Consider the following 20917-nt stretch of genomic DNA (forward strand, 5'->3'; position numbering starts at 1 on the left):
AACTTGAGAAAGGCGATTTTTTTAGCGTAAAACACCTGTACGAATGATTTTCACTTGAACAGACGGCACTAGCTGTAAGGATGCATAGACAGCATGCCAATCCTTCTGAAACATTTTGGGGTGATAGGCACGAATATATCGACCAATCCCCAACGTATCCGATTGCTGACCTTGAAGAATCCGCAAAACCTCCTCAAACTCTCCCTGCACATGATCTTGAATCAACTGCTGAACCTCCTTGAAAACGGGGTCTTTATATAAATGGTCATGTGCAAATTCCTCAATTTCTACCTCTATGAGATAATCCATGTCTATTCTTTTTAATTCCTCATTCACCGTCCATTGACGCTTGATATGAATAACATCAGCCGTGATTGGCATCGATTTTCCATCATGCTTCCACATATAGCTCATCCGCGCTTGTTTGCTAGGTTGATTCATGAAGAGAAGCATCGTGAGAGATTGTTTTGGTGTTAATATTGTACCCGTAAACGTTTGACCTGAGAACAAAGCGACACCTGCCGCAACAGCATGCTTTTTATCCTCACTTAACTGAATATACGGAAGTGCTATATCAATTGTCTGTTCAAATAGCATGGAGCCAACCGTCTGTAAATCTAATTTCGGAAAAATTGTATTTTCCTCTGTGCTTTCCATAAAACGTTCATAATAGCCTCCTGCCCCCCCTGCTAAATCCTTTGTTAGCTCTATAAACGGCTTGACATCCCCTTCTGTTACAGCAATTTTTATCGAAATCGGGTTTTGGGGATCACGAAAATAAATATCCAAAATATCATAAAGAGGCTCTCTTACCGTTTGGTCCGATACAAGGATGGTCGATAGCTCAGATAAATCAAGTGTTTGTTCTACTTTTAAATTGGCTTGATTCCGTACATCTCTTGGTGAAATGCCGTCCGCTTCAATCACTTCATTTTGCTGAACTGCTGTATTCGGATAGGCATAATATCCCTTGTACGCCCCTATATATCCGTCCACCCCAACGAGCGTCACAACGGAAGCGTTTTTATAAAGTCGTTCATCCCAACAGCCAGCTAAAAGTAACATAGACAAGAGGAGCATAATCCCTTTACGATACACGTTTTCCCCTCCATTTATTCCAACAAATTATCATCATTGGTAGTAGAATCGTAAACACAATGAGTACGTAGTGTATAGAATTTTTGATAAACTCAATGCGCTGAAATTGCATGACAAATAGCGGCAGGATGGCTAAGAGAAGATGAAAAAAAACAATACTTCGTTTCGGATGCTTCCGTTTTTTTGACAAATAAAGCACACGAAAGGACAAACCGTAGATCATGACCGTAACAATGGACCAAGAAAGCCAAATATAGATGAAAAAAATATCCAGCCGTTTTACAAAATTCACTTCCTGTGATTTTAAAATATACATAATAGGCTCTGGTATTAGTTGAACCTCCTCCAAAGCAAAGAACATTTGTGTAAAGACAACCGAAATAAAATAAAAGATAAAAATGACGAGTTGATAAATCAATAAGGGCTTTCCCTTCACCTGTAAATCCTGTTTGAGAAATGGACGATAAAGGAGGTACATTTCAATCCCAAAAAAGGCATACATGCTATGAATCATGCCCGCCATGATTTGCCTAGTATTATTCCACTCAACGGGAAAAAGATTACTCCACGTTAAATCTGGAATAGCCAGCATTAAAAAAATGACAAAGAGGAAAATGATAGGAATTAGCATGACACCAATATTGATGATGGTTTCTGGTCTAACTAAATTGGCATACAAAGATAGCCCTACAATCATCATGACAACAATCCATTCAGGTGTTCGGGGCAAGACCCATGAGGCCAGAACATACCCCATATAGGCAATTAATACAGCTGTTATTAATAACCAATAGATCAGATAGATCCAGCGAAAGAACCCATTTAAAAAGAAAAATTGATAATAGCGTTCAAAAAATAACAGCAAGCCGTAATGGAAGATGCTAGCAAGGAAGAAGACATACCATGCACTATGTTGACTGTATATGATTAACGGTGTTTGAAAGGCAATGTAGACAACACCTGTCTGAATGATAAAGAGTAGTAAAAAAAATTGTGCCTTTGATAGAGAAAAATTCATGGTGTATCCTCATTTTTTCCCTTTTCATCCTTCGGTGGTTGAAAGGAAGTAACTTGGACTGTCGGTCTAATAAATGGCCAGCGTAAAAAAATTTTATAAACAGCTTTCGGTTGAAATGGTACGATAGGTGAAAAATACGGCTGTTTCAATGACGTTAAACTAATTAAATGAATTAATAGGATGACAACTCCTACCACAATGCCTAAAAACCCAAATAATGAGGCAAGTAGCATAAACGGAAAACGGATCATGCGAATCGTGCTATTCAATTCAACGGACGGGACAACATAGCTTGAAATGGCCGTTAAGGCGACAACAATGACCATTAAGTTCGACACGAGTCCCGCACTTACAATGGCATCTCCTATCACTAACCCCCCTACGATCCCAATCGTTTGCCCTACTGATTGTGGTAAACGAATACTTGATTCTCGAATGAGCTCCATAATAATCTCAAGTATCAGTGCTTCAATTAACGGTCGATAAGGTATATCATTAACATCATTTTTTACTTGATTACTTAATTCTAAGGGTAATACCTCAAAGTGAAAGCTAATCACAGCAATATAAAATGCTGGTAAAAAAACCGCCGTTACAAACGACAGTAAACGCACTATTTTATAAAAAGAGCCAACCACTACCCGACTATTATAGTCATCAGGTGTTTGATAGAAAGAGAAAAATGTTACAGGGCCAATCAAGGCAGACGGCGAAATATTGGTCATGACCACAACTTTACCCTCCACTAAGTGGGCTACCACACGATCTGGATGCTCTGTATTTAACAATTGTGGAAATGGCGATAACACGGAATCCTCTAGTGCATCACTTAACTGGCCAATACTATAAAAATAGTCGATTTTAATGTCTGCAATCCGCTTTTCCATCTCTTGTAAGKTTTCAGGCCGTATAACCCCATCCATATAGAGATAATACGCTTTAGTGTTAGTTTGTTGTCCAATTGTAAAAGATTTGACCACAAKAGCGGGATTATTCACTCGCTTTCGTATCAATGTTAAATTGGTATCCGCACGCTCCACAAGACCTTCATGGGAGCCTCGCAGAATATGTTCATTGTTTGGCTCCTCAAGATTACGACGAACTTCATTGGTAATCGCTAACGTCAGCATTTTTCCCGTATCAGGCAAAATCACGAGCGTTTCACCTTGGCAAACCCGTTCAATCGCTTGCGGTAGCGCAAAATTATCGAGTGTTGTAAGTAGGGTTTCACTCCAAAAAGGTTTTTCTGTATCTAAACGTGCATAAATGGTATCCAGTATTTTTTGGACTTCCTTCGCATCAACAAGAGAAGCGTAAAAGCATAAAATAGCCGTGTCCCCTTCATGCCAATCTATTTGTCTGACGGTCAAATCCGAGGAATGGTAGAATGCTTTTTGTAGGCTTTTGATCATATACTYCACTTTATCCATAAAACGCCTCCTCTACTGGAGAGTATAAGCATTTTTCGTGTATTTCAAACGCTTAGTTCGTGTGATTCCACGCCATGAAAAAAAGATGCCCTCTAGAACATTTGGGCATCTTCATGATCAGCTATTTTTTAAAATAAGCTTCAATATCCTCATACATAAAGGGCGTTCCCTCTATTTTTTCATGGTGATTATGCAAGGCTGTCATTCGATTGATGATCGGGGCTAATTTTCCTTCATCCTCCTGCGTCAAATTAAAGGCGACGCCATAAGAATAGATTTGGTATTTTTCTTCTAAGGTCCATCTAAAAGTACCCTCTAGGTTAAATGATTGATTCATTAAAATAAAGCTAAATTTAAATTTCATCGTTTGATTAACGGGTAGCTTCAAAGAAGAGCGAATCTTCATGCCGCCTAAGCTAATATTTTCAATGATGATCGGGGTATGACCGATATTAATTTTTTGCTCATTCATTTCGATAATTGTCATGAAGCCCTTCACATAGGCCGGGAATTGAAAACGATAATATTTGCGTCGCTCCACCACAGGTTTTTTATGAACAATGGCTTTTTGTGGTGTTAAAATGCCTTGTGCCAGCATTTTTTCAAAGGCTTTCGCGGGAACAGCCTTCGTATAAATACTACCTTGCAAATAATCACATTCTTGCTGCTTTAAAAAGATAAATTGCTCGTAACTTTCAACTCCTTTTGCCACAACCTGAATACCAAGCATTTTGGCTAAATAAATCGTTGCTGAAATGAGTCCATTTTCAATCGGACGGTCATGACGAATTTCACGGATAAACGCTTCATAGATATGGAGTGTCGTTGGTTGGAATGTTCGCAATGATTCTAAGGAAGAGTAGCCTGTTCCAAAATCACCAATAGCAATTTTGACACCGATGTCTTGTAATTCTTTAAGAACGGTCATCACACTTGTACTATTTTTTAAGATGGTACTTTCGCTAATCTCGAACTGTATATAGTGAGCGTCAATTGAATTTACCTGTAATTGCTCTTGGACAAACTGAATAAAGCCCTTTTTCATCAGACGGATTGGCGATATCTTAATACTAATTGTTCGCAGCACATGCCCTTGCTGCTTCCAGTGCTGTAACAACGCACATGCTTTTTTAATCACCCAATCTGTAATGATGTGAATCATATGGTTTTCTTCCGCTAATGGAATAAATTCACCAGGTGACACAAGGCCCCATTCTTTATGATGCCAACGAATTAACGCTTCTGCACCGTTGATAACCCCCTTTTGCGGCTCCACCATTGGTTGGAAATATAATTCGAATTCCTCATTTAACATGGCTTGTCGCATATCTCGGTCTAACACATACTGTTTATAGGAAGTAATATCCTCTGTAAAGGCATAAATATGAAAACGATTCCTTCCCTGCTGTTGCGCATAGCATAAAGCTGAATATGCATTTTCTAATAAAATGTTTCTCGTTAAGCCCTCCTCTGGGTAAAAAGCAATACCAATGCTAGCAGATAGGTGCAAGCGATAGTCTTTTATCGAAAAAGGTGTATCAAAGGTTTTCAGTATACGGCTAGCCAGCGCGTAAATATGTTGCTTGCTCACATATTTTTTCATGACAATGATAAAATGCTGATTGTCTAAACGTGCCATGTAACTGTGATCATCTGTTAGTGTTGAAAAGTAGTTGGTCACCGTGCGMAGAAGCTCATCACCGATTTTCGTACCTAGCGCATTATTTAAGATATGAAAGCGGTTAATCGAAATATATAATAGTGCGAAGGGTTCGCCAGCTAAGCATAAGGTATCAACTTTATCATGTAAGCTCAAGCGATTTGGTAAACCTGTCAATTCATCATAATACACTAAATAATTAAGCTTCTTTTCTCGTTCAATCTCCTTTGTAATATCAGTTACTAAGCCGAAAATATGGTTGACCTCCCCTTGCTGATCTAGTCTCGGCACAATTTGCTCCAGCAACCACTTTGTCTGATTCTCCCCCGTTAGGATACGATAAATCACTTGATAGCTTTTGCCTGAAGCGAGATGATCTGTATACGCTAATACCTCCTCACGATGTGCAGGATGAATCATATTAATCCATACTTCTGAGTCATCATAAAGCTTAGCTAATGGAATACCAAGAATTCCTTCCAATCCTTTAGAGGCGAACAGCATATTGCCACGAATGGAATCTCGCATCCAAATCCCTGCATCTAAATTGTCAAAGATAGAATGATAGTTGGCTAATGTATCATTTAGTGTTTTCTCAAGTAGTTTGAAAGCCGTTTCGTCTTTGACAACCCCAATCATCTTAAAGGGCTTGTCATCCTTCCATATGACTTCGGCGGCTGCCTGTAGAAAACGCAGCTCATTGGTTTTACCGTGATAAATTCGGAAGTCACTGTCAAAATTAGTCCCTTTTCGAGCATGATTAAATGCATCATATGTCCTTTCATAATCATCTGGATGAATGAACTGGAAAACGTGATCAATACCATCGTTATCTGAACGTGCAAAGCCAAAAATATGATAAAAGTTATCTGAGCAAAACAGTTTGTCATGCTGAATAAAGTACTCCCAGCTCCCAACTWCCGCAATATGCTGGGCGTAATTTAAATGCTTCTCATGTAGCATTAACTGATGCTTCATGGCTGAATACGTGGACATATCTTCAATGATTAAATAGAGCCCCTCCGCCTGATTGTCGTCATTTTTTATTGGTATAAACGTCAGTACGAGGCTTAGGTTTTGTCCTTGATGCTGGAGTCTTTCAATATCAATCTTGACCGACTTTCCTCGTAATGTTCGATTGAACGCTCTTTTTAATCGTTTATAATCTGCATCAGTCAGAATTTTCTTGAAATCTTCTGCATGACTAGGTCGATATTGTAATAGTTCATAGAGTGCTTCTTGATTGACGTAAATAATTTCGCCATCTGCCGAAAACACAATCATCATATCGGGGTGATACTTGGCAAAGGACATGGCATATGAAAATAAACGATGATCTTGAGCTGTTGCCAGCGCAAACGTATGCGGTCTTTCTTCTTTTGTAAAAAACTGCTTTAATAGATTCGGCTTTTTCATCCATCTCACCTCTCCCTACTTTTTACCCACTACTTATTTATCAATTCCCCCAAAATACAGTTTAAAAACTACTATTTATAAAAGAGAAAGAAAAGTTTCATCGACCGTTTTTCGCTGGAGGAGCGCTCTTTTTTATTAGCGGATGCCCCTATCCAAAGAAATAGTTCATATGTTTTTCTTAAGGTACTACGATTAATTCCATATCCAATAGCCAGCGATCAATGGCTTGCTTTGGATAATAGACTTTGTCCCCTACCTTCACATGAGGGATTTCGCTTATGTAACTATTAGATCCGTCTGGCACTTCTGTTAATTTTAGCACTTCCACTACACTGATTCCTAAATAATCAGCTGCCTCTTGTTGTGACAATAGCTGGTGTTGCACGGATTCCTTTGGCTGCTCTTTTAAACTAGTGGCGATGAGCCAGCTTCCTATTAAAAACGACACGGCTAATGAGAAAACCGCCATTGCTATGCTATATTGTTTCAATTCTATCCTCCCTTTCTCATCAAATTTTACCATTAATTCAATAAAAAAAGATGCTCTATAAGCCTTTATAGACTTATAGAGCATCTTTCTATTAATAAATGATTATTTTTGGATAAATTGTTGTGTCCAGTAGTTACCTGATTTCACATAACCTACACCGATGTGTGTAAATTTACCGTTTAAAATGTTCGCACGGTGTCCTGGTGAGTCCATCCACGCTTGTACTACTTCTTGTGGTGAACGTTGACCTTGAGCAATGTTTTCACCTGCAGCTTTATAAGCGATACCTAAAGCTTTCATACGATCAAATGGTGAACCAAATGTTGGGCTCGTATGTGAGAAATATTTATTTGTTTGCATATCTTGTGATTTTTCACGAGCTGCAGCCATTAATTTTGCATCTGTTTGAAGTGGTGATAAACCAGCTTTTGTACGCTCAGCGTTTGTTAATTTTACTACTTCTTGTTCAAATGCGTCCACATCTGAAGTTGTTGTTGATGGTGTTGAAGTAGTTGGTGGTGTTGCTGGCTTTTCATTTTGTGATGATTGATTATTATTTGGCTTTGTTGGTGTTGTATTATTTGTTGTTGGCGTCTCATTAGATGGTGTAGATGCCTGTGGAAGTTTAATCGTCCACTTATGATTATTGTTTGACCATTTATAATAATAAACATTACAGTTTGTTGATTGCTGTACGGAATTCCCCTCTGTTGTATTTGCAGCAGCAGAAGCTATTTGAATTGGAGCTGCTAAAAGAAATGTTGCACAAATTGCAGTTAGTGTTTTTTTCATGTTTGCAATTCCTCCTTCTCTGCCACTAATCGTAAGGGATGATTTTCATTAAAATCTTACCAACATCTGCTAACTACGCCAACGAAGAAGAAAATGCGCGAAAAATCACGTTTTTTTCGCGTTATTTTTTAGCAGGTTTCACCAATCTATGAAATACTTACGTTTGAAAGAGGGTTGACACCCCTCCTAAACTCGTAAATATTTTAGAAAATAAACAGCTGATATGAATAAAAAATGTATGTTTTATACACTCATTTTTTAATCGCCTTTTTTCATTACTTTCTTTGCATCACCCTAGAGACGGCTAGTGTCGTAGCCTCATGTTAGCCTAATATTACAATTGTGTTACAAGATCGTTACATTTCATTTACATAAAAATAAAACAACCTGTGTAAAGCTACACAGGTTGTTCACGTGCAGAAATTCACTGGTTGCTTTATTCTTCAATTCTCCCCAATAACAGGTAAAGCACTAACATTCTCTCCAATAATAACAAGTTTTGCTGGMATTTTTATATATTCTGGGAGCCATTGCACCATTCCATAAGCATATTGGAACAACATTGGGTTTTTGATGCCCTTAATTGGTACATAGCCTTTCATACGATAAATCGTTTCAGGTAATGCACGCACCCAATCTTCAAACTGCTCCTGTGTAAATTCCTGATCTGTAAAATCTACTAAGCGAGAGCCCAGCTGCATTGAGGCTATTGGCGCTTTAACTATATCTGCTTTATCGACCTGTGTTGTTGCCTTCAGCCCCTCTAATAAGCTGAGTGGTACGCGTCCATTTGTCGTTTGCAATATAAAGGCATGAGGGTTCAAGCCCTGCAGTTCATAGACGACCTGACCTTGCTCTGCCTCTGTTAATAAGTCTGTTTTATTTGCTAACAATAGATGTGCATGGCGAATTTGCTCCAGAAATAAAGAGCGCACTTGTGGTGTTAATGTATCACGGTGTAGCCAGAGCTTAGAATCCGCCACCGTGATAATGCCTTTCACATTGAGCTGATCTGCAAAAAGCGGTGAAAAAACGGCATCCAAAGCTTCTACAGGATGTGCTGCACCTGTTGTCTCGATAATGAGCATATCAAAATCACTATCTAATAGAAGAGATTGAATTTGTGCCTCTGTTTTTTCAGCACCCGAACAGCAAATACAGCCCTCTAGCATCTCCTTTAGCGGGATATCCTTTTCCACTGCCTGCGAGTCAAATGGCAGCTTCCCGAGCTCATTCATAATAACAGCAGGCTTTAATTTCTTTTCTTTTAGCTGGCGAATGACATCTGTCAGCATGGATGTTTTGCCACTCCCTAAAAAGCCACTAAATAGGTACACATCTTTCATATTAGTTCCTCCCATAAAAAAAGCTGTCGCAGATGCCGTGAAAGACAACTGTTGCGACAGCTACATTGTTAGTTTGTTGTTTCCTCTGTTTTTTCGGCTGTTCCTACAAGAAGCTCTTTCGCTTTTAGTAACTGAGGATCATCGGCTTTCATTTTTGCACGTAACGCATCCATTAAAGCATACGTTGTATTACCTGTTAGAATGCCTGTTTCTTCAAGGTTGTTCGCTGCTTGTAGTTTTTCTACTGCCTGTGCGGTATTGTCATCAAAGATCCCATCTACTTCACCAGGCTCATACCCTAGCACCTGAAGCATCTCCTCTGCTGCTTTCACAGAGTCAGATTGTAGGCCTGTCTTCATTTCTAAAGAGGCATTCAAGTATGGTAAAGAGGCATAGGATGGATACGCAACTTTGACATCAGGCTCAATTCCTTTTTCATTAATCCAGTTGCCCTTCGGTGTTAACCATTTACCTGTCGTAAATTTCAAATTAGAGCCGTCTTTTAATGGTGTAACATTTTGGACAGTTCCTTTACCGAATGATGTTTCACCAACAACTTTAGCACCAACTGACTCTTTTAATGCTCCTGCCAAAATCTCAGAGGCTGAAGCACTGCCACTATCAACTAGTACCGTAATCGGTAGGTTATATTTTTTACCTGCAATGGCATTTGTAATTTGAGGCTCCGCATCTTTTTCTTGTACCTGCACAATCGCCTTTCCTTCTGGTACAAAGAAATTAGAGATATCGACTGCAGCCTTTAGGTAGCCACCAGGATTTTGACGTAAATCTAATACAATGCCCTTCATTCCTTTGCCTTCATACTCAGTAAGGATTTTTTCAAGCTCTTGGGCAGTTTGTTCACTAAATGATGTAACTTGAATATGGGCAATATTGCCATCCAGCATTTCACCATAAACGGTTTCGACTGGGATGTCATCACGAACAATCGTCATTTGAATAGGTTCCGTATTTTCACCACGTTTTACCGTTAATTTTACTGGTGTTCCTTTTTCGCCACGAATCAGTGCAACTGCCTCTGTTGCACTTAAGCCCTGAATACTTTTCCCATCAACTGTTAAGATAATATCTTTTGGTAATAAGCCTGCCTTTTCAGCAGGAGAATTTTTGATAGGTGACACTACTGTAATATAACCATTACGTTCTTGGATTTCTGCACCAATTCCTTGGAAGCTTGAAGATAAGCCAGAATTAAATTGATCCGCTTCTTCCTTTACCATGAAATCGGAATAAGGATCGCCTAATGCATCAAACATACCATTGATCGCACCATCGACCACTTTTTCATCGTCAATATCTTGGTAATAGTTATTTTTCAGTAAATCAAATGCTTCATATAATTTTGTAAATTCCTCTCGTTCAATCGGAACTTTCACTTCTACTACTTTCTTATCACCAAAGGTTAACGCAAATATTGTTAAACCTGCCGTAATAAGAATTGTAAAGAACATTAGCATGATAAATTTAAACGGTTTCAGTTGTATAAATTGTCCTGCCGGCTTTATTTCAGCTGGAGTCGGCTCCTGCTGCTGTTCTGTACTTTCTTTTTTCTGTTCATCCATCTTGATTGTCACCACTCTCATTTACACTAACTTGTTGTCACACTACTACCATCTTAACAGGTTATCCAGAAGACGAAAAGAAAAAGACTGTCAAAATTTCATGACAGACCTTGTCCGATCATGCTTCATTCTAACTAGCATTCCAGCACCTATTCAGCCATCATACTACTAAGTTTAGGCATATTATGGTACTGCCTTTTAATTTTACTCATTTCCTAGTAGCAGTCAACAAAAAACTCAAAGAATCATAGAAATGCTATAAGAATATAACGTGCCAGTGTCCAAAAAAGTTGCATCCTATCAGGAATTATTCATGAGTTTTTGCAGTTTTTTATATACGGAATGTACGGTTAATCGATGAAAGGCAATCAATTGTCCTTTATAAACTACTGAAAAAATACCATATGGTGTCGGTGATTTCTCCATCAGCTCTTCTCTCGTTTGAAGATCCACCAGCACTGGCTGCAATCCTAATTTTTCGGCAGCTAATTGAATATTTTCCGTGGCGACGTCTACATATGGACATTGAAAGGAACGTAAAATCGTTAAATGAGGAAATCTCGTTAATCGTTCCTGCCAATTATCAGGAAAGTATGGCCGTTCAACGCTTTCATGAAATGGAAAGGCCCATAATTCAAAATCATTGAGTGCTGTTGCCATATGCTGAAACTGATGCTGTAAAAATAAATCCTTGCTTGGCGTCCAGGAAGTTTGGTCATTTGTAATGACCACCACTCCCTTTTTCCCACGTTCCTTGGCATCCTTTAAGCACCTCTTCAGTAATTGTGTACCATAGCCCTTACCCACTGCACTTACCCATAAACAGTGAATCACCACATAGCCATCTGCATGTACAACTCTTGAAGAGTATTCCGCGTCTGTATATTCTATAAAACCTACTTGTTTTTGATTTTCAAGTACTTGTATGTAATGTAAGCCCTTTTCAAATTGTTGATTAAGCCATTTGTTTTTGTTCTGATAGCCCTCTGTTTTTTTCTTGCTTCGTAAACAAAAGCTGCCCTTCCCCTCTAACAGCTCACTATTCATTTCAATCAGCTCTACATGGTGTGTCAATGCTAGTCCCCCCATCCGTTGATTGTACTAATTTTACCATTTTTAGTGAATCATTCAACGATCATCGGAATCGCCTTTTCACTTGTTGTCGCATATGATGCAAGTAATGACAAATGTAAGGAGGAAAAACAATGGGGAGAAATAATAAACCGAGCCAAGGCAATGAATCCATAGAAATTTATGCGGCTAAGCTATCCTATATTGGCASAGCCATTTCAACATTAGGGGATGGTTTACAACCCATTGCAGCGGGACTCGCATTAGAAGCGCTCCAAAACGCAAACAATGATTCTTCTCTAACACATAATGGCCATTGAAATGGGCATCAAACAGTTAAAATAAATAATATGCAGAAACAAATTGATTATTTAATTGCTGAGCTTAAACACATCAAAAAAATGTTTAAATAACCTTTACATAAAGAAAAGTGTTGAAGACGTTTCTGCTTCAACACTACTGTTTTTTTTCCATTTTCTTATGTGTCCTTTGGATTTCCAATAATTCAGAAACCGTCACAAACTGATAGCCCTGTTTTTCAAGCTCCGGTATGATTTGTTCCATTGCCTGAACCGTTTGTGCTCGATTTCCCCCACCGTCATGAAATAGGACAATATTGCCTGCTTTCACACCTTTTAAAACGGTATTCACGATGCGATGAACACCTGGGCTTTTCCAGTCAAGCGTATCTAAATGCCAAGACCACATAACAACCTTATAGCCTTTTTTTGAAATTGCATCAATCATCGCATCGGTATATTGTCCTTCAACTGGTCTAAATAATGTTGGCTGATAGCCTGTAATCCCTGCAATCACTTCATCTGTTTGCTGTATTTCTTTCATTAAATTGGTAACATTTGTTCTTAAAGGGTGTGTATAGGTATGATTGGCCAATTCATGTCCTTCTTCGTACATTCTTGTAATCAGCTCAGGATTTTTTTCTGCATTTTGACCGACAATAAAAAAGGTTGCTTTTGCATTATATTTTTCCAATACATCAAGGATATTCGCTGTATATTTGCGATGTGGCCCATCATCAAATGTTAAGGCAATGATTTTTTCATCTGTCTGAATTTCCCAAAGAATTTGACCTGCTTCCTCATAATACTTTCTTCCTTTATTTTCAGAAGAACTCACTTTTACATAAAAAAGCGACACCGTGATTAGACTAAGTGGTAGTAAAAGCAATAAATACTTTTTCACATTTTCACGTCCCCAAATAATTATTTTCGTACTTTATTATTTGAGGATTTCCTAAAAAAATGCTTATGTTTCACATTCATTCATTAAAATTTGGTGGTGGATATGATGTGCCAGATGTTGCATATACTCCTCTATCAACCATCCCAATGTCCTTTGTAGTTGATTCATCACACATGGCTGGGCCAATGTCTCTTCATCAAGGTGGTCCAGTACATACATGATTTTTTTGTTGATGCTTGTCWACAACATTAAAATATCTTCTATTGGTAATTCCTGATAGCCCTGTAACGCGACCCATTGTACTTGGTCGTATGTAGTCACTACATAGGGTGAAGCTTCATTCTGAATTTGAAGAAATCGTTCAAGATTGACAATAGCCGAATCACATAAATGACCGATTACTTCTTTTTTGGACCATTTTTTTGGAGCAGGTCGTTGTGTTATTTCCGCTTCTGTCATCACACGAAATACTTCTGGTACTTTTATAAGCCAATAATGTAATTGTTCAACTGTCTTTTGCATGAAGGTCACTCCCTTCTGAAACAATTGTTACGTAATAATCTAATAATGCAATCACTGCCTGCACCCGCTTATGTTCGATTTCAATTTTAAAGGAAATCCATATAATGGCGACATTAAAACTCAAGACGGCTAATGCAACGATTTGGACAAGCGACATGCCTATCATGAGTTTGCTATTGATGGTTGTAGCAAGCAATGTAAACATGGATAAAATAACACCACTCATGGTAATAAACATGGGCTTCATGCGTATTATCTCATTTGCCTGTACCTTTAACAGATGGACAATAAATCGCAGCTCTTGCCTTGTATATTGTTGCTGAAGGATAACAAAATAGGACTGATACACATCCTCATCAAGCTTTTTATGCAATATATTTTTATGCATCTTTTGCACAAATTGATCACAGAAATCGTGCGCCAACGCTTGCTCTGGCTGTAGCTGTTCTTCTTTATGTTCTATAAAAGCGACCCTCAAACCCCCTCACCCTCTCATATTAAAACTTTCACTCCATTTACTATATGAAGGAAAGAGAGCCGTGTAGTACGAATTGAAGCAAAGTCGTTTATTTTTGAGTGTCTTTTTGCCGCGCTCTACTTAATCCAAAAATAGCTGTTGCGAAAACAAAAACTACCGTACAAAGCCACATTGTCACCCCATTCCAAGCGCCTTTAGCAATCGTAATATTCGTTAATAGCGCTATTTGCATGATACAAACGGCGATATAAAGCATAAATGTGTAATTCAACCGAGAACCTCCATTTTCTAAGATCCAAAAGCGAAAACAAGATCCGTCTCGCAAACTATTTCTCCATCTACCATTGCAATCCCTCTGCCTTTCCCAACAGCGCCCTTCACACGCGTAATCTCCACTTCTAGATGTAGCTGATCACCAGGCTTTACTTGCTTTTTAAAGCGACAATGATCGATTCCTGCCAATAAACCTAATCTTCCCTCATTCCCAGCCTTTGTCAGCATAATCACTGCACTAACCTGTGCTAATGCTTCAACAATTAGCACACCTGGCATCACAGGATACTGTGGAAAATGACCTTTAAAAAACTCTTCATTAATCGTTACATTTTTCAACCCCACTGCGCGCTTGCCCTCTTCTAACTCCACAATACGGTCTACCAAAAGAAATGGATATTGGTGTGGCAAAATAGCTTGTAATTGTTGACTTGTTAACATATGAATTCCTCCAACGTATTTTTTATAATCTTATTCTATCACTAAATATTAGTACTAGGTAATAAAATTTCATTAGTATTATTCATTAGTTTTCTGAATTATTTTTCATTATTTTTTCAATATTTCTTTATCGACAGCCACACAATAGCTAGAATATAATATTCCATGCATTCACCCTAGAWTGATTAGTTTATTAGAATAGGATGKTTTCGCATGTTATCTTTTATCGCAATAGTTCTTTTATTATTTTTCATTCCAGGTCCTGCAGTTATTATTACCATTACACAAACATTAAAAAGCGGAAAAAAGAATGGTATTTATACAGCTTTAGGTATCGGTCTTGGTGACTTGGTTCATACATTAGCGGCTGTTTTAGGTCTCTCTGCTATTTTAATGAAATCTGCCACTGCCTTTGAAGTGGTGAAATATATTGGTGTGGCATACCTTGTTTACTTAGGCATTCAGATGCTCCTCACAAAGCCAAAGAAAATTGAGCAACCGACTGTCGAACAAAGTCCTGCTAGTACTTCATTCCGTCAAGGCTTTTTAGCAGAAATCCTCAATCCAAAGACGGCACTGTTTTTCCTAGCCTTCCTACCGCAATTTGTTCAGCATAACGAGCAATCTGTCACAAGCCAATTGCTAACACTCGGTATAACATTTGTCGTGATGAGTGCTTTATATACAATCCTACTCGCAGTAATTACAAGCTTCATTGGCGAAAAAATCTTTACAAAAACAAGCGGTAGCTCACGCTGGCTCGAAAAGACAGTTGGCTTCGTTTATATCGGTCTCGGTGTCCGTTTAGCATTACAGACACAAAGTAGATAAATTGGAGAAGAACACAAAAAGTGTTCTTCTTTTTTTGCAGGAAAATGGAGTTTTAATAGCCAATAATATTAAAAAGGAGGGTTACATTTGAATCAACGTCAAGAAAATCTATTTCAGCAGCTAACCAATTATCGTGGCGAGCTGCTTCACTTACTCGAGCATGTATCAGAAGAAAAAGCGAACATCATCCCAGCTGGATTTCATAATAATATTCGCTGGAATATGGGTCATGTTTATCTCGATCAATATTTATGGATAGAGGCATTAACAAAGGGAAAGGATACAGATTTAGAAGCTCTCAAGAAATGGTTTGGCTTTGGTACATCGCCAAAGCATTTTGACGACGAAACGCCATCCTTCGAGGAATTAAAGAAGTATTTAGCTCAGCAGCCTGAACTATTAAAGGAACAGTATAGCCATCGATTGTCAGAGGAATTCCCTCCTATTGATATGGGTATGCAAACCATTGAACAAGTACTGTTACGCCCCATCTTTCATGAAGGTATGCCTTTACAAGCTATTTTAACCATTTATCGATGCCTAAACGAAGAAACATACCGAGTTTGATACTGGGTCTGTTGTTCTTGTTTTAATAGAACAAAAATCTTTACATAACTCATGCTTTTCACCCGTCCTTTTCATCACGCGATATGCATTTGTTTTTTGGTATCCTTTCCGTTCAAAAAATGGTCCCGCTGTAAGACCAGCATCCGTGTAAATATGTGTTAGACCAAGCTTTTTTGCGTCTGCTTCTATTCCCTTGTCCCTGAAAATCCTTATGTGACATGAAGGCTGATCCAAATTTGTCAATTCGATGATGCTCCCTTGCGACATAGGTCTTATTATTTCTTAAAGACTGTTGCCAAAGCCGCTACTTTAAATGGTTGCATTGCTAACGGTGCACAAGCCTACAATTTGGCCTGTGAATACCTATGTACAGTTCCGTAAAATAATTACAAAATTTCTTCCAAGCCATCGTCGTGAGCGTTTGTAAAATTGAGTTCTTCTCACCATCTATATGCCAATAATAGTTATTTATATAAAAATATAGCAAGCTTATAGATCCCTATAATCTATAAGCTTTTGTTCTACTGTTTCGGTGTATTGGCTGTCAGCGGATTTGCATTGGCTACTAATTGTACAGGCGTAGTTGTTTGTTGAAAGCTATCCTTTTGTCCTTGATTCGATTTTCCGTAGCCTTTCATCACAGCAAATAATGCTGCACCAACAATGCCCCATGTCAAAAACTTCATTTAAAAAACCTCCTTTCAGCATTAGTATTCGAGAACAAATACAGATTATACACTGTCAAAAAGTTGCTAATAGCGGTGGTGATTTTGTGTTTTATTTCAACTTCTTTACTTTGATATCTAGCAACACGATGGTTTTAATCTAAATGACACACTGCGAAATCAAGTCCAAAATATTGATGATGATACACAACCTTTTCCAGCCAAAAGAAAAAATAGTAAAGTTTTTATTATATACATAAGAATATTATGGTAAAATTTCCGATGGTGGTAAGTGTTAAAGTATAAGGAGGTTATATACCATGAAAAAATTTTTTACAGGGCTATTTTTAACATCTACATTATTTGTAGCAACACCTGCTGATGCCGCAACGACACAAATCAAAATCGACGATGTTGTGGTAAAATCTGATACAGCACCCGAGCAAAAAAACAATCGAACAATGGTGCCATTACGAGTGATCAGTGAAAATCTTGGTGCGCAAGTTCATTGGCAGGATTCACAAATCACCCTTTCAATGGATCAAACAACCATTAAATTGAATCTTAATAACCGAACAGTCATTAAAAATGGTCAAAAAGAGCAATTGGATGTACAACCATACATGAAAAACAATCGCACCTATGTACCAATTCGCTTTATTGCTGAAACATTCGGCAGCCAAGTGCATTATAATGATGGCACAGTGAATATTACGACTGAACCATTGCTAATTGAAGATGAAAAAATCAAGGTACTACGCTATGAATACCATATGACAATGGGTGGTGTCATTCAGGACATCAAGGGCAATGCCTATCACCAAGCACTTTTCAAAATTTTCCAAGAAAAGAAAGGCGACAAAGTAGAGGCTCCGAAAGATTATTATTGGCACCTCAATCTAGAAACTCCTGGATCTTATTACAAGCTTGGTCAATTTGATTTTATGAGCCATGATCAAAACAGTGTTCGACAATATGATATCTATACATTAAATCAACCTTTCCCAGAGGAATTATTACAAGGCTATCCTGAGTATTTACTCCATGATTTCGATGGCGATAACTGGTATATTTTCTCTGAGCAAGCAGTGAAGTCAATACAGCAACTGATTAATAGTGCATATAATAATGGCTTTAGCAAAATAATTAGTAATACAGTCGCTTAAAAAAATTTTTAATGGCAGCTATACACAACATATTCTGTAAAAAGATGTGCAAAATATTCATATCAACGATTGATTGATGGAGGTTTGCCTCATGCAGAAATTCCTATCATTAAGTATAGCGCTACTATTCCTTTTATCTGCTTGTTCGTCGGAAGAAGCTCCGCCCAGCGAGGAAGCAGAAGCCAAAGAACAGACCGTAAATGCGCAGCCAAAAGAAAATCTAAACGTTTTGAACGATGATCAAGGTTGGGTAATGGCTGAGTAATGAGAAAAGCGTGTTTGATAAAAAATATCAAACACGCTTTTCTACACTATTTTTGTATAATCTGAATAAGGTTGCCACATGTATCATTAAAAACTGCTATTGTGACTTCTCCCGCTTTTGTCGGCTTAAGTGTAAATTCAACGCCTTTCTCCAATAAACGGCTATACTCCTTTTCTAAATCAGCAACTCCAAACATTGTTGCTGGAATGCCTTCAGCGAAAATCCTCCTTTGATAGTCCTTTGCTGCAGGATGCTCATCTGGCTCAAGTAATAGCTCAGTGCCCTCTAAATCATCAGGCGACACAAGCGTTAGCCATCTATGTTTTCCTACTGGGACATCCTCCTTTTTTACAAACCCTAGCTTTTCCATATAAAATGCCAGTGCCTTTTCCTGATCTTGTACAAAGATACTGTTGACAATAATATTCAATTGCTTTTCCTCCTTTTAAGTCGTTTAAGAAGCATCCTTCACACGTAAACTTTATTCTACCCATCCTTTCAGTAAATCTTTAAGTGGTTCCTTATTGAAAAGAATGACTCTATATTTTCCCTTTCGCTGTGATAGGACGAGTCCAGCACTCTCTAAGACAGACAGATGCTTAGCAATCCCCTGCCTCGAAATGGAAAGTTCATGTTTCATTAGAAGACGCACCGTCAATTCATACAACGTCATCTCATCACACTCAGCCAGTTCATCTAATATAAGTCTCCGAGTCGAGTCCCCTAGTGCTTTAAAAACAGCGTCTTTATCCCAATTCATAGCTTGATTATAGGCAACTCTATGGTTGCATGTCAACTATAAGCAACTTGTGGGTTGTATGATTTTTGTACGTGTGGTCTCCTTATTTGAACAGGGTGAATCTTTAGGAGCGGGGCTCTACTCATTTAGAGTGGTAACTAACTTTTTAGGACGACTTTATACTCGTTTAAAGCGGCTGCTTACCTATCATGAGTAAAAAACAGCAAGCCTGAGTTAGCTTACTCAGACTTGCTGTTTTTCTTCGATCGGTAACACTGTAGAATATTTAATTTCTCGTAAGGATAAATTCGTTTGAATTCTAGAAACGCCAAGCTTATTTAATTTTCGAATAAATTGATTTAAGTCTTGGCGGTCTCGAATTACGACCTTTAACAAATAATCATAGGCACCTGTTAAGCAATGACATTCCAAAATTTCGGTCATTGTTTTCAAGCTGTTTTCTAACTCCTCTATTTCCTTCTCCTGATGAATATTTGTGCTCATAAATATATAGCACAATAAATCAAACCCTAGTTTCTCCTGATTTAAAATTGCGACTTGTTGATCAATATAGCCTTCATTTTCTAGACGTTTCACCCTTGTATGGGTTGCTGGTGGGGACAAATTCACCCGTCTAGCTAATTCCGCATTGCTAATCTGAACCTCTCGCTGCAAAATCGCTAATAATTGCAGATCGACATTATCTAATCCTTTATTTTTTATATCCTCCATTGTTTTCTCCTCTTTTGATTATTTTTAGACAAGGAAGTTTTTAATGCGATTTCAAAATATTATTTTGATATTCATTAAATAACTTTCGATTATTTTGATTTTATTCAATTATACAAAATATTATACTGATAAATCACTAATAGTGCTATGATTCTTATTATACATAAAAGCAAAAGGAGTGTACCTATACTGTGGTTAAATTTTATATGGGCTTAATGCTTGTCACGAGCTTACTATGGGGAGGCAATTTTGTTGTGGCTAAGACGCTAGTGGCTCATGCCTCTCCAATGACCTTAACGTTGGTCAGATGGCTGATCGCAGTGATCGTCCTGCTACCGTTAGTTTGGTGGAAAGAGAAGAGATTGGTTCCTGCTAAAGCCGCTCTTGTGCCATTATTCCTGATGGGCATTACAGGTGTTGCCTTATTTAATATATTTCAATTTTTAGCGTTGGAACGAACAACATCCACGAATGCTGGTCTTATTTCTACAATGAATACCATGTCCATCGCCCTTTTTTCCTTCGCCTTTCTGAAAGAAAAAATAAATGGCTGGCAACTTCTGGCGATGGTACTCTCTTTAATTGGTGTTTTTCTTGTCCTTTCGAAAGGAGATTGGCAGCTGTTATGGCACTTCCAATTGAATACAGGAGATTTATGGATGGTGGCAGCCGTTTGCGTATGGGGACTTTATTCTGTATGTAGTAAGTGGGCTATGCAAACAACCTCTCCGTTAATGGCGACATTGTATGCAGGTTTGTTTGGGGTACTCATCCTAGTCCCATTCACGATTACGGATTTTACCTTCTCCGAAATCGACTCCTCTTTCATCCTTTCGCTTCTTTATACAGGGGTCATCTCTACAGTAGTTTGTATGGTATTTTGGAATATTGGCGTTCAACAATTAGGTGCCACCACCTCTGGTATTTTTCTAAACTTTAATCCTATTTTTACAGCATTGCTCGCCTTTTTATTTATCGGTGAACAGCTAAGCTGGCTGCAAGGCATTGGGGGAATCATCGTGATTTTGGGATGCTACTTATTCACACATTTTAAAACGAAGACGCCTCAGGCTGTGCTCTAAATTTCTATTTTTCAAACTTGCAAATAATAAAAGATGCATTCCCCCTCTT

The 20917-nt window shown here is 38.2% G+C and carries 24 protein-coding genes; 6 read left to right on the forward strand and 18 right to left on the reverse strand.

Going from position 1 to position 20917, the window contains the following annotated elements:
- Nucleotides 1–21: 21 nt before the first annotated feature.
- The 9 genes from ACHZEU_RS02320 to ACHZEU_RS02360 form a co-directional block, all read right to left on the reverse strand.
- Nucleotides 22–1098 (reverse strand): Ger(x)C family spore germination protein, encoded by a 1077-nt coding sequence (locus tag ACHZEU_RS02320; RefSeq protein ID WP_404803956.1) that lies wholly within the window; start codon nt 1096–1098, stop codon nt 22–24.
- Nucleotides 1088–2116, reverse strand: coding sequence for a GerAB/ArcD/ProY family transporter (locus tag ACHZEU_RS02325; RefSeq protein WP_312124377.1), 1029 nt, complete (start codon nt 2114–2116; stop codon nt 1088–1090). Before ACHZEU_RS02325 ends, ACHZEU_RS02320 begins: the two co-directional genes overlap by 11 nt.
- Nucleotides 2113–3546 (reverse strand): spore germination protein, encoded by a 1434-nt coding sequence (locus tag ACHZEU_RS02330; protein ID WP_404803957.1) that lies wholly within the window; start codon nt 3544–3546, stop codon nt 2113–2115. The genes ACHZEU_RS02325 and ACHZEU_RS02330 overlap by 4 nt, the downstream gene beginning before the upstream one ends.
- A gap of 121 nt (nt 3547–3667) precedes the next feature.
- Nucleotides 3668–6622: an EAL domain-containing protein gene (locus ACHZEU_RS02335; protein ID WP_404803958.1), complete on the reverse strand. Its 2955-nt coding sequence runs from the start codon at nt 6620–6622 to the stop codon at nt 3668–3670.
- 178 nt (nt 6623–6800) lie between these two features.
- A complete protein-coding gene (locus tag ACHZEU_RS02340) occupies nt 6801–7112 on the reverse strand; it encodes a helix-turn-helix domain-containing protein (protein ID WP_288583091.1) in 312 nt (103 codons plus the stop codon).
- Nucleotides 7113–7214: 102 nt separating this feature from the next.
- Nucleotides 7215–7904: a CAP domain-containing protein gene (locus ACHZEU_RS02345; protein ID WP_048392912.1), complete on the reverse strand. Its 690-nt coding sequence runs from the start codon at nt 7902–7904 to the stop codon at nt 7215–7217.
- Nucleotides 7905–8347: 443 nt separating this feature from the next.
- Nucleotides 8348–9250, reverse strand: coding sequence for a CobW family GTP-binding protein (locus tag ACHZEU_RS02350; protein ID WP_404803959.1), 903 nt, complete (start codon nt 9248–9250; stop codon nt 8348–8350).
- A 68-nt stretch (nt 9251–9318) separates the two neighbouring features.
- Entirely contained in the window at nt 9319–10833 is a 1515-nt protein-coding gene (locus ACHZEU_RS02355) for a S41 family peptidase (protein ID WP_048392917.1), read from the reverse strand.
- A gap of 300 nt (nt 10834–11133) precedes the next feature.
- Nucleotides 11134–11907, reverse strand: a complete 774-nt coding sequence (locus tag ACHZEU_RS02360; protein ID WP_328024532.1) for a GNAT family N-acetyltransferase — start codon at nt 11905–11907, stop codon at nt 11134–11136.
- Nucleotides 11908–12038: 131 nt separating this feature from the next.
- Between ACHZEU_RS02360 and ACHZEU_RS02365 the strand changes: the two genes are divergently transcribed.
- On the forward strand, nt 12039–12224 hold the full coding sequence (locus ACHZEU_RS02365) for a hypothetical protein (RefSeq protein ID WP_404803960.1): 186 nt from the start codon (nt 12039–12041) through the stop codon (nt 12222–12224).
- Between the two features lie 136 nt (nt 12225–12360).
- Here ACHZEU_RS02365 and ACHZEU_RS02370 read toward each other — a convergent pair whose 3' ends face one another.
- The 5 genes from ACHZEU_RS02370 to fabZ form a co-directional block, all read right to left on the reverse strand.
- On the reverse strand, nt 12361–13107 hold the full coding sequence (locus ACHZEU_RS02370; RefSeq protein ID WP_404803961.1) for a polysaccharide deacetylase family protein: 747 nt from the start codon (nt 13105–13107) through the stop codon (nt 12361–12363).
- A gap of 63 nt (nt 13108–13170) precedes the next feature.
- On the reverse strand, nt 13171–13629 hold the full coding sequence (locus tag ACHZEU_RS02375) for a DinB family protein (protein WP_404803962.1): 459 nt from the start codon (nt 13627–13629) through the stop codon (nt 13171–13173).
- A complete protein-coding gene (locus tag ACHZEU_RS02380; RefSeq protein WP_404803963.1) occupies nt 13613–14107 on the reverse strand; it encodes a hydroxymyristoyl-ACP dehydratase in 495 nt (164 codons plus the stop codon). Before ACHZEU_RS02380 ends, ACHZEU_RS02375 begins: the two co-directional genes overlap by 17 nt.
- 88 nt (nt 14108–14195) lie before the next feature.
- Entirely contained in the window at nt 14196–14378 is a 183-nt protein-coding gene (locus ACHZEU_RS02385; RefSeq protein WP_319840420.1) for a hypothetical protein, read from the reverse strand.
- A gap of 17 nt (nt 14379–14395) precedes the next feature.
- Nucleotides 14396–14821 (reverse strand): 3-hydroxyacyl-ACP dehydratase FabZ, encoded by a 426-nt coding sequence (gene fabZ, locus ACHZEU_RS02390; RefSeq protein ID WP_404803965.1) that lies wholly within the window; start codon nt 14819–14821, stop codon nt 14396–14398.
- 213 nt (nt 14822–15034) lie between these two features.
- On the opposite strand from fabZ, the gene ACHZEU_RS02395 reads away from it, so the two are divergent.
- Together ACHZEU_RS02395 and ACHZEU_RS02400 are read left to right on the forward strand one after the other, a co-directional pair.
- Nucleotides 15035–15652 (forward strand): LysE family translocator, encoded by a 618-nt coding sequence (locus ACHZEU_RS02395; protein ID WP_404803966.1) that lies wholly within the window; start codon nt 15035–15037, stop codon nt 15650–15652.
- An 87-nt stretch (nt 15653–15739) separates the two neighbouring features.
- Nucleotides 15740–16219, forward strand: coding sequence for a DinB family protein (locus ACHZEU_RS02400; RefSeq protein WP_404803967.1), 480 nt, complete (start codon nt 15740–15742; stop codon nt 16217–16219).
- 521 nt (nt 16220–16740) lie between these two features.
- Here the strand turns inward: ACHZEU_RS02400 and ACHZEU_RS02405 are convergent.
- Nucleotides 16741–16905 (reverse strand): hypothetical protein, encoded by a 165-nt coding sequence (locus ACHZEU_RS02405; protein ID WP_004230164.1) that lies wholly within the window; start codon nt 16903–16905, stop codon nt 16741–16743.
- Nucleotides 16906–17204: 299 nt separating this feature from the next.
- Here ACHZEU_RS02405 and ACHZEU_RS02410 point away from each other — a divergent pair, with 299 nt between their 5' ends.
- Together ACHZEU_RS02410 and ACHZEU_RS02415 are read left to right on the forward strand one after the other, a co-directional pair.
- A complete protein-coding gene (locus tag ACHZEU_RS02410) occupies nt 17205–18050 on the forward strand; it encodes a copper amine oxidase N-terminal domain-containing protein (protein ID WP_048392936.1) in 846 nt (281 codons plus the stop codon).
- Between the two features lie 91 nt (nt 18051–18141).
- Nucleotides 18142–18315 carry a hypothetical protein gene (locus ACHZEU_RS02415; protein ID WP_197078723.1) on the forward strand — a complete coding sequence of 58 codons (174 nt, stop codon included), beginning with the start codon at nt 18142–18144 and terminating at the stop codon, nt 18313–18315.
- Nucleotides 18316–18361: 46 nt separating this feature from the next.
- Here ACHZEU_RS02415 and ACHZEU_RS02420 read toward each other — a convergent pair whose 3' ends face one another.
- The 3 genes from ACHZEU_RS02420 to ACHZEU_RS02430 form a co-directional block, all read right to left on the reverse strand.
- Entirely contained in the window at nt 18362–18745 is a 384-nt protein-coding gene (locus ACHZEU_RS02420) for a VOC family protein (protein WP_048392938.1), read from the reverse strand.
- Between the two features lie 51 nt (nt 18746–18796).
- Complete coding sequence (locus ACHZEU_RS02425) at nt 18797–19075, reverse strand: helix-turn-helix transcriptional regulator (protein WP_054548639.1); 279 nt, start codon at nt 19073–19075, stop codon at nt 18797–18799.
- Nucleotides 19076–19297: 222 nt separating this feature from the next.
- Entirely contained in the window at nt 19298–19786 is a 489-nt protein-coding gene (locus ACHZEU_RS02430) for an Lrp/AsnC family transcriptional regulator (protein WP_259950722.1), read from the reverse strand.
- Nucleotides 19787–19992: 206 nt separating this feature from the next.
- Here ACHZEU_RS02430 and ACHZEU_RS02435 point away from each other — a divergent pair, with 206 nt between their 5' ends.
- On the forward strand, nt 19993–20868 hold the full coding sequence (locus ACHZEU_RS02435) for a DMT family transporter (protein ID WP_259950771.1): 876 nt from the start codon (nt 19993–19995) through the stop codon (nt 20866–20868).
- Nucleotides 20869–20917: the final 49 nt, after the last annotated feature.

It is taken from the genome of Lysinibacillus sp. S1 (assembly GCF_044986265.1).
Classification (GTDB): Bacteria; Bacillota; Bacilli; order Bacillales_A; family Planococcaceae; genus Lysinibacillus; species Lysinibacillus capsici.